This window comes from Glaciecola sp. 33A, from assembly GCF_002836745.1.
GTDB lineage: Bacteria > Pseudomonadota > Gammaproteobacteria > Enterobacterales > Alteromonadaceae > Glaciecola.
The window spans coordinates 1-8,631 of record NZ_PJAR01000002.1 but is presented as its reverse complement, the minus strand read 5'-3'; the positions used below and the strand labels follow the sequence as shown (position 1 = coordinate 8,631).

9 protein-coding genes and 1 pseudogene are annotated in these 8,631 nt (G+C 39.7%); 6 read left to right on the top strand and 4 right to left on the bottom strand.

What is annotated here, in order from left to right; all coding sequences use genetic code 11:
- Positions 1 to 562: 562 nt before the first annotated feature.
- The gene (locus CXF81_RS00190) at positions 563 to 1,486 is read right to left on the bottom strand and encodes a LysR family transcriptional regulator (RefSeq protein WP_101179079.1); all 924 of its coding nucleotides are present in this window, start codon (positions 1,484 to 1,486) and stop codon (positions 563 to 565) included.
- Positions 1,487 to 1,611: 125 nt separating this feature from the next.
- Between CXF81_RS00190 and CXF81_RS00185 the strand changes: the two genes are divergently transcribed.
- The 4 genes and pseudogenes from CXF81_RS00185 (at position 1,612) to CXF81_RS00170 (ending at position 5,147) form a co-directional block, all read left to right on the top strand.
- The gene (locus CXF81_RS00185; RefSeq protein WP_101179077.1) at positions 1,612 to 2,550 is read left to right on the top strand and encodes an NADP-dependent oxidoreductase; all 939 of its coding nucleotides are present in this window, start codon (positions 1,612 to 1,614) and stop codon (positions 2,548 to 2,550) included.
- A 125-nt stretch (positions 2,551 to 2,675) separates the two neighbouring features.
- Entirely contained in the window at positions 2,676 to 3,974 is a 1,299-nt protein-coding gene (locus tag CXF81_RS00180) for an SGNH/GDSL hydrolase family protein (RefSeq protein ID WP_101179075.1), read from the top strand.
- A 218-nt stretch (positions 3,975 to 4,192) separates the two neighbouring features.
- A pseudogene (locus tag CXF81_RS20140) lies at positions 4,193 to 4,555 on the top strand (transposase); the annotation flags it as partial.
- On the top strand, positions 4,542 to 5,147 hold the full coding sequence (locus CXF81_RS00170) for a transposase (protein WP_101179073.1): 606 nt from the start codon (positions 4,542 to 4,544) through the stop codon (positions 5,145 to 5,147). The pseudogene CXF81_RS20140 and the gene CXF81_RS00170, both read left to right, overlap by 14 nt.
- Before the next feature lie 428 nt (positions 5,148 to 5,575).
- Here the strand turns inward: CXF81_RS00170 and CXF81_RS00165 are convergent, their stop codons facing one another.
- The 3 genes from CXF81_RS00165 to CXF81_RS00155 all read right to left on the bottom strand — a co-directional run bounded on the left by CXF81_RS00165 (position 5,576) and on the right by CXF81_RS00155 (position 7,406).
- Positions 5,576 to 5,929, bottom strand: a complete 354-nt coding sequence (locus CXF81_RS00165; RefSeq protein WP_101179071.1) for a DOPA 4,5-dioxygenase family protein — start codon at positions 5,927 to 5,929, stop codon at positions 5,576 to 5,578.
- 50 nt (positions 5,930 to 5,979) lie between these two features.
- The gene (locus tag CXF81_RS00160) at positions 5,980 to 6,570 is read right to left on the bottom strand and encodes an FMN-dependent NADH-azoreductase (RefSeq protein ID WP_101179069.1); all 591 of its coding nucleotides are present in this window, start codon (positions 6,568 to 6,570) and stop codon (positions 5,980 to 5,982) included.
- Between the two features lie 80 nt (positions 6,571 to 6,650).
- Positions 6,651 to 7,406 carry an SDR family NAD(P)-dependent oxidoreductase gene (locus CXF81_RS00155; protein WP_101179068.1) on the bottom strand — a complete coding sequence of 252 codons (756 nt, stop codon included), beginning with the start codon at positions 7,404 to 7,406 and terminating at the stop codon, positions 6,651 to 6,653.
- Positions 7,407 to 7,519: 113 nt separating this feature from the next.
- Here CXF81_RS00155 and CXF81_RS00150 point away from each other — a divergent pair, with 113 nt between their 5' ends.
- Both CXF81_RS00150 and CXF81_RS00145 read left to right on the top strand, forming a co-directional pair.
- Positions 7,520 to 8,116 carry a TetR/AcrR family transcriptional regulator gene (locus tag CXF81_RS00150; protein WP_101179066.1) on the top strand — a complete coding sequence of 199 codons (597 nt, stop codon included), beginning with the start codon at positions 7,520 to 7,522 and terminating at the stop codon, positions 8,114 to 8,116.
- Positions 8,109 to 8,450: a hypothetical protein gene (locus tag CXF81_RS00145; RefSeq protein WP_101179064.1), complete on the top strand. Its 342-nt coding sequence runs from the start codon at positions 8,109 to 8,111 to the stop codon at positions 8,448 to 8,450. Before CXF81_RS00150 ends, CXF81_RS00145 begins: the two co-directional genes overlap by 8 nt.
- The last annotated feature ends 181 nt before the right edge of the window (positions 8,451 to 8,631 follow it).

The window sequence follows — 8,631 nt, the reverse complement described above, 5'->3', positions numbered from 1 at the left end:
AAAAGTTTCATCCTTTAATGCCTAAAGAGCCGTTTTGGGCAGTTTGCTGCCGTTGAGGTTTTTACTGAAAATGACTGCAATGCCGCCACTTAAGGCTGCTGAGCAAACGACAATGTTTGATGATCTCACCATCCAAAGGGACTTTGACTTTGGTGCGTGACAAAAAAGAAACATCATGATGCTTGAATATTCCATATTCTGAGGCAAGGCGCTTAGCATCTCACTATCCAGATTTCAGTAGTAACAGCCAGATTACGTGTTCACCCCAACGACAAAGATTTCGCTAATTTCCCCAACGCAACAAATAAGCAAACGCGAAACTACCCTCAAATACAGCTGTCACAGAAGCTAGTCAGTAGCGTTAATTCGTCCTATACTCGGGGCTAGTATTTTGATGTTCATGTAGGCAGTAGAGTATTGTAATTTTTCTGCCGCATAGCGGCTTCGTTCAACAAACAAATCACGGCAGGGACGCGAAAAAGCCGCGCCCAATATTTGAATCGTTAGTTGCCACGGATGGTTTTTCGATGAGTCTTAATGTTCGCAACTGAAATAACACCTATTATAGCCAAGCCCCATTTTTAAATAACTCTTGTTTGTTTTTCACGATTTTGGAAATTGTTTCTCTTAACCAGAGTAAACCTACATCTCGGTTACTTCGGTTATGCCATGCCATTGATATTTCAGCTGGCGGAATGTCTATGGGCATAGATTTAGCAATTAACTCTCCACTTTTCACATGTTCAAAAGCAATAGGATAGGGCAAAACACTTATCAGAGATGTTTGCTTAATCAAACTCATTGCACTGACAAAACTAGTTGTCGACATGGCTATACGGCGAGTTAAGTTTTGCTCAGCTAATTTAACATCAACAATGCCAGATGCTTCACCAGATAAAGATACCAATAAATTATCACTATCAACGAGTGCTTTTATATCAAACTCTTTATCCACCAACGGGTGTTGAGGTGACATTATCGCTACAAAGTAGTTAGTACATAAGTGTTGTCTTTGAATGTATCTACCTAGATCGGGAACATAATCAGCAATAAGGTCAGCTTGAGCTTCCATTAACAAACTTTCACCGTTCTTAGTGTAGGGCACAGCATGAATATTAATTTGTGGTGCAGTTTGTTCTATCACTTTTCTTAGCTCTAACCACAATAGCGATAACATGCCTTCGGTTAACGCTATTCTAAAAGTACGTTTGGCATAATAAGGTACAAATTTTTTAGGGTTAACAACATCAGAAATTATATTTAATGAACTTGATATTTGTAACCACAATGAACTAGCAAAAGGAGTGGGTTTAATACCCCGACCATCTTTAATAAATAAAGGATCTTTATAAACATGTCGCATACGCGCTAAAGCATTGGATACCGAAGGTTGCGTCATAGATAACCGCCGCGCCGCGCTACTAACAGATTGTTCTTGCATTATGGCGTCAAAAATCACCATTAAGTTTAAATCAGGTTTGTTCATTTCAATAACAACTCATCAGATTAGTCAATGGGTACTATGCTAACTATCAATTAGAAATTATCAATGAGTTTGTCGATACTAGCGTCAACAAAGCAAATAACATAAAAAGATCACTAGGAATTACAATGAAAGCAGCATATATAAAACAGTATGGTAACGTAGATAATTTAATCATTGGTGATTTACCAAAACCCAGTATTTCAGCTTATCAGGTACTAATCAAAGTAAAAGCAGCTGGTGTCAATCCTGTAGATTTTCATATTAGAAATGGCATGTTAAAAGACTCAGGTACCCACGAGCTACCATTAATCTTAGGTTGGGACGCAGCAGGTATTGTGAGTGAAGTCGGGCAGCACGTAACAGATTTTAAGCTAGGTGATGAGGTTTATGTATATTCACCATTAACAGAGCAAGGTGCACAAGCAGAATATTTAGCCGTAAATGCCAATATTGTCGCACATAAACCTGCATCCTTAAACTTTATACAAAGTGCAGCGGTACCTTTAGCTGCCTTAACGGCACTGCAAGCATTAACAAAACACGGTGAATTACAAAAAGGTCAAAAAGTACTGATCCATAATGCATCGGGTGGTGACGGTAGTTTTGCAGTACAAATAGCCAAAAACATAGGTGCATATGTCATAGCAACAGGCTCGCAAGCTAAAGAAGAATTCGTTATGGGTCTTGGCGCTGATGAATTCATTGATTACAAGCAAGACGATTTTGAACAGCATGTCTCTGACATGGACTTGGTATTTGCAGCCGTAGGGGGCAATAACATCGTTGAGCGCTCACTAGCTGTAATAAAACCCAATGGCCGATTAATTACATTATTAGATGAAATCGACGAGATAAAAGCACAATCAAAAAATATTCATTATGCACGTATGATTGTAGAGCCATCAAAAATAGGGCTTAACACAATAGCTGATATGCTTGAATCAAATCAGCTTCAAGTCACAATAGATTCAGTTTTTAGCTTAGATGATGCGAAGAAAGCAATGATCAAAAGTGAAAGTGCTCGCGCAACCGGCAAAATAGTAATTGAAGTGGTAGCAAGTTAACGTTCACTGTTAAAACTAACATGCGTAGATAAAGATGCTCCTTGATAGTCAAGGGGCATCTTTATCTAATTAACGAAATACGCTATTAGAACAGCAGATTAGAATTTTTATACTTGGAGATCATCATGAGTATTAATAAATCACCCAATCATAAGATACATTCGCCAAAAATTCAGAAAGCACGTAATGTACTTTCCGTAGCGAGCCTTATTCTTGGCCTTGGTATACCATCAATGTCATTTTCCAGCGACTGGGCAATGGCGTGGTATGCAAGTCCGCAGCCGAGGTTTTTGCCTAGTTTTATTGAATCTAACCCAGTACCAAAGTCTATCTCTAATCAAACGATTCGACAGATAGTGCGCCTGAATCTTGATGGTAGCAAAATTCGCGTGGCGATTTCGAATGAGTACGGTATCCAACCACTGACTGTTGGTGTAGCGTCAGTAGCAAGCCTTGATGCTGACGGGCTAATTATTCCAAAAACAAACCAAGAACTCACTTTTGGCGGTGATACGGAAGTTCGTATCCCACAAGGTTCAAAAGTGATCAGTGACCCAATTAAAAGAGATGTGTCTGCTTTCGATAAATTGGCGATCAGTATGTACTTCCCCAAAGAAGTAATGCTGGACACTTTTCATAATTTAGGTAGAGAAACTACTTACCTTTCTGGGGTTGGCAATTTTGTTAATAAAGCGTCATTCAAAGCAAAAGCGTCGTTTCCTTCATGGGTGCTGCTGTCAGATGTTTTGGTTGATGCACCTGAGGATGCCAAAACTGTGGTGTTGTTTGGCGACTCAATTACGGATGGCTATAACTCTTCGCTTGGCATGAACCGACGCTATCCAGACTTCCTTGCTGAACGTTTCCATGCTGAAGGATACTCGAATGTTTCTGTGGTCAATGCAGGCATTTCCGGCGCGCAATTAATGAATGCTGAAGCTGGTGAGAGTGCGCTGGCACGGCTCGATAGCCAGGTACTTACGCAGCCAAACGTGAAAATAATGGTACTTTTGATGGGTATCAACGATCTTGGCTTCGCGGAAAGTCTAGACCCATGGAGATCAGTTCCGAGTAGCCAGGATTTAATCAAGATGTATCAGATGATTATTGACCGAGCGCATTTACAGGATATTCGTATCTTTGGAGCAACGTTGACACCTTTTAAACATGCGTTTAAAGGTATTAATAATCTTGAAGATTATTACAGTGATGAGAAAAACAAAGCTCGCGAAGAAGTTAATGAATGGACTCGAACCAGTGGTGCTTTTGATGGGATCATCGATTTTGATAAAGTTATTCGTGATCCCGCCAGAGTAGACTATATGCTTGATAAGTATAATTCTGGTGATAATCTACATCCGAACGACTTGGGTTATAAAGCTATGGCCGACGCAATAGATCTGAAACTATTGTTGAGAAAATAGTTCTATTTATCAGTACAGCAGGTGTTATTTTCTGTTTGGGAATACCTGTTTTTTGTAACCTTGAATTGTAATGGATTAGCTAATGATTCAGTTTTTAGCTTAGATGACGCGAAGCAAGCCTTGATCTGAAATAAACAAGACACCCATTTTTAAAAAGTAACAAAAAAGGAGTTATGCCCTAAACTTTAAGGTATTCAAATAACCAAGGATGGTGTGTTATGCCTCAGCCCCATAAAACTCAAATCAGTTTAATCGATACGCCTTATTACCATTGTGTTTCCCGTTGTGTTCGACGTTCATTTTTGTGTGGTGCGGTAACCGCGTCAAAGATAAGTTCACAGGCCAAGGGTATGAGCATCGGCGCGGTTGGGTAGAAGAGCGATCACTATTTTTGGCTTCTGTGTTTTCCATTGATAGCGCGGCTACCGCATTTGTGCTTATGCAGTGATGAGTAATCATACTCATGTGGTGGGTGCGTGGACAATGACTTAGCGGATAGTTGGTCTATGATTGAAGTAGTCAGACGTTGGCATCACTTGTACCAAGGCACGCTGTTAAGTCAAAAGTATCAAAAAGGGGATAAGCCTGTTTGTCGAAGGACTGCGCGAGCTATTTGAGCATAAACGCTTATTGTTCTTTAGTGAAGTCAGCGAACTTGAAGACGCTGATACCTTCGCTAAGTGGTGCACACAGCAGCAAAACCGAGATTGGGTTGTCTATGCTAAAAAGCCCTTCGCAGGGCCTAAAGCAGCGCTAGCGTACTTAGCCCGATATACCCATCGAGTCGCCATATCGAATAGTCGATTAAAGGAAATAAATGACCAACACGTGACATTTACTTATAAAGACTACCGGCGAAAAGGGAATAACCAGCACAAAACAATGCAGCTTAAGACTGTTGAATTCATTCGCCGCTTTATGCTGCATGTATTGCCAACGGGGTTTCACAGGATACGCCACTTTGGTTTGTTGGCGAGCAGACCTAAAATGGCAGTGGCCCGTCAATTGCTGGATGTACCTGCACCCGAGGTGCAAGTAACACCAGAAAAAGAGCATGATGAGCCTGCGGTGTTTCACTGCCGCGCGTGCCAACATCCCTTGGAAATAATGGCGATAAAAGACCCTATATATTTGCCTCGCGCACCACCAATAACCAAACCTGAATGCGCGTAAATCAGCACCAAAATACGACCAACATCATCGTGAAAAGACGATGACAGTAGCATTATGCTTAAAAATTGGAATAACAAAAAATTATGCGCAAAAAAGAGTTAAGGAGCGAAATAAACAAGGTGGATCACTATAAAATGACATCCAAAATGGGTAGACCACCTGCCCAGAAAAACGAAGTTACCAAACATCACCTCAACACGCGCCTAAACAACAGCGAAATCCCCATAGCGTTACATCGAAGGTAACTCACCGCGGTTCCGTCCTTGGTTAATTATCTGCCATCTGTCTCTAAATAGCACTAGGCTGCTCAGCTTCAGTGTGGGCGACAGATAACTGATAATCTAAATCACAGCAGTCATTCACATAATTTTTTGGCATGACTCCAATAAATCAATATATTATTATGGGTAGTTTGATAAATAAACCTGCTATGCACGAAATAGTTCTAAATTTAGTTCAACTTCATCCCCTAGCCAGTAGGCATGCTCAGTGTGATCTTTCAGGTTATCGCCTGTTAATCCATGCACTAATACACTTCGCCCTTGGCGTTGTGCTTCAAGCCACGGAATAAATGCCTCAAAATCATCTGATGAAAATTTTATTTGGCAACTCCACTGTGGGTATGGGCCTATTTGTTTTTGATGAACTCTACCTACTTGTAACATGAATAAGTCACCCGATCTTTGGCATAACTCAGTAGCAAAATCTATGGTTTCTTGATCAAAATAAAGGTGTCCATGGTAATGCTTATGCACATTAATTTGGGAGGCCGATTTATCCATTCAGTTATTATCTCTTCTCATTTTTCATCGTCGATGTTCAATAATGTTATTTAAATACGAGCAATATGTTCATGAGCATGAGCTAATACTTTAGACTCATCTAGGCCAACACTGCTACTGTCAATAAAGGTGATATCCGTAATGCCAATGAACGCTAAAACATGCCGTACATAATCAGAAATAAAATCCAGTTCAGTGCCTAATTTAGTCCCACCTGAAGCAACAATAATGTATGCTTTTTTATTATTCAATAAACCTACTGGCCCAGTATCAGTATACTGAAAGGTTAATTTAGATCTAACAACTTGGTCTATCCACGCTTTAAATGCAGCTGGGACACCAAAATTATAAATAGGCAAACCAATCACTATTAATTCTGCCTTATTTAATTCGTCCACTAAGGTATCCGACGCAATCAAACTTTTATGTTGATCTGCAGTGCGCTCATCAATCGCGGTAAAATTGGCTGCAATCCACTGTTCATTAATTAAAGAAATGCCGTCAGCCAAGTCCCTAGTGGTTACTTTTACATTGATACCTTTTTCACCATTGAGTTGTTTAATTAACTTGTCCAATAAATCACGGCTATAAGAATCCGTTTTTCTCATGCTCGCATCAATTCTTAGAATATTTTTACTCATATTACTTTTCCTTTTTAATGACTGAACGCTGTTAAGTTATTAACGAACAACGCTCATTTGCATAAATAATGCTTAGCAATTTACGACAAAATAGGATTAATATTGATACCGCCATCAATATTATATTCACCGCCAGTAATGAATGAGGCATCATCAGACGCTAAGAATGTAACAAGCTTTGCAATATCTTCTGGTTGTCCGAATCGTTTTAATGGAATTCTATTTTGCATCGCTCCTGCAAATTCATTCAATTGGTCTTCTGCCATGCCTGTTTTACCAAAAATTGGCGTATAGGTAGGGCCAGGGTTTACTGAGTTCACACGTATTTTTCTTGGTGCTAGTTCAGTTGATGCAGTTCTGGTGTATGCATTTAACGCTGCTTTAGATGCCGCATAAATAGCGGTATTTGGCATACCTGTATAAGCATTAATAGACGATAGATTAATAATAGAACCGCCATCATTAATAAAGGGTAAAAATTTTTCAGTAGTAAATACTGCGCCTTTAAAGTTAATTCCCATCTGCATATCAAACATCTCTTCCGAGATTTGACCAACTGGCGCTGGATTAAAAACCCCTGCGTTTACAAACAATACGTCTATTTTTCCAAACTCATTTTTTACTTGCGCAACCAAAGAGTCAATTGCCGACAAGTCAGTGACATCAGCAACAATCCCCTTAACACCTAAACCAGCTGCCGCCGTAGCGACTCTATCAGCTGAACGCCCCGTAATAACAACATTAGCGCCAGCCTCTTTAAAATACTGTGCTGTTGCATAACCAATTCCGCTATTACCACCAGTTACTACTGCAATTTTTCCCGTTAAATCATTCATCTTTTTTGCTCTTTAAGTTAATACCAATTGTGGACCAATCGGTTCAGTATTGACAATTTATACTGATCGGTTCACAATTGCAAGCGTAAACTTTTTCAACAATGGAAAATATAATGACAGCAGGCCGTAATCGCAGTTTTGACAAAGACGATGCACTTGAACAAGCCATGTTAGTTTTCTGGACAAATGGATATCCAGGTACGTCGTTAAGTGATCTCACTAATGCGATGGAAATTAATAAATCTAGTCTTTATTCGGCCTTTGGTAATAAGGGAAAATTATTTAATCAAGCTATTGATTTATATTCGAATAAGTATGGCTTAGTGCATACCGACGAACTTTCAAAGATGGAAAAAACATTACCCGAACGGATTAGAAATTTCTTGTTGTCTATTGCTCGAATGATAACCAGTTCCAATTTACCAAAAGGTTGCCTGCTTTGTAATAGTACGTCTGAGATCGCGGGAAACTGTTTACCTGACAACGCAGCAAAGAATATCAGTGCAATGAACCAACACACGGTCATATCGTTAACTGATTTTTTTCAAAAAGAACAACAGAAAGGAAATTTGAACGACAAATTTTCACCCAATACATTAGCGAACTATCTTCTAACACTGCAATTTGGATTAGCGGTTTCAGCCAGAAACGGCAGTGATATGGAAGAGCTGGAAGAAGTAATAAACTTCTCTATAGTTCAATTTGAGTGAATTACTTTTAAAATCAGTTGGTGACGGCTCACAAATTGGCACTTGTGAGCCGTCACCCAATAAAGCTTATGGATACTTTGTGTCATTAGTTAGCGTTAAAATGCGGAATACCAACGATAATGAGCTTAAACCAGCCCCACAAATGAGCAAGAAACTTCAGTTAGTACTGCCCAAATATGATCGTGCTTTCACAAAAGCTAAGGTCAGCTTTTGGATAGCTGAAGAACTCTCTGAGGATCACTGGCTTAATGTTAACAAAGATACGAAAGCGGAAGTTCCACACAGACATAAATATGCATTGTTTGACTATAAACATTGCCAATTAAGCGGATAGCATGACTGGCAAAAATGCCAAAGCAGACGTAGAAGCTTAAAGCACTAATAGCCTGCATCACCGACGTTTTTGTCATCAATAAAATACTGACTCACCTTGATAAACAGTACCCAGTATCAGCTCAAACGAAGCTATTGCCGCCTCTGCGAGCCCCGCCTTACGATTTCACCATTCAACGCGA

Bases quoted from the DNA above. Each gene is read 5' to 3' on its own strand.
- CXF81_RS00190 (WP_101179079.1), bottom strand. From the start codon at position 1,486: ATGAACAAACCTGATTTAAACTTAATGGTGATTTTTGACGCCATAATG.
- CXF81_RS00185 (WP_101179077.1), top strand. From the start codon at position 1,612: ATGAAAGCAGCATATATAAAACAGTATGGTAACGTAGATAATTTAATC.
- CXF81_RS00180 (WP_101179075.1), top strand. From the start codon at position 2,676: ATGAGTATTAATAAATCACCCAATCATAAGATACATTCGCCAAAAATT.
- CXF81_RS00165 (WP_101179071.1), bottom strand. From the start codon at position 5,929: ATGGATAAATCGGCCTCCCAAATTAATGTGCATAAGCATTACCATGGA.
- CXF81_RS00160 (WP_101179069.1), bottom strand. From the start codon at position 6,570: ATGAGTAAAAATATTCTAAGAATTGATGCGAGCATGAGAAAAACGGAT.
- CXF81_RS00155 (WP_101179068.1), bottom strand. From the start codon at position 7,406: ATGAATGATTTAACGGGAAAAATTGCAGTAGTAACTGGTGGTAATAGC.
- CXF81_RS00150 (WP_101179066.1), top strand. From the start codon at position 7,520: ATGACAGCAGGCCGTAATCGCAGTTTTGACAAAGACGATGCACTTGAA.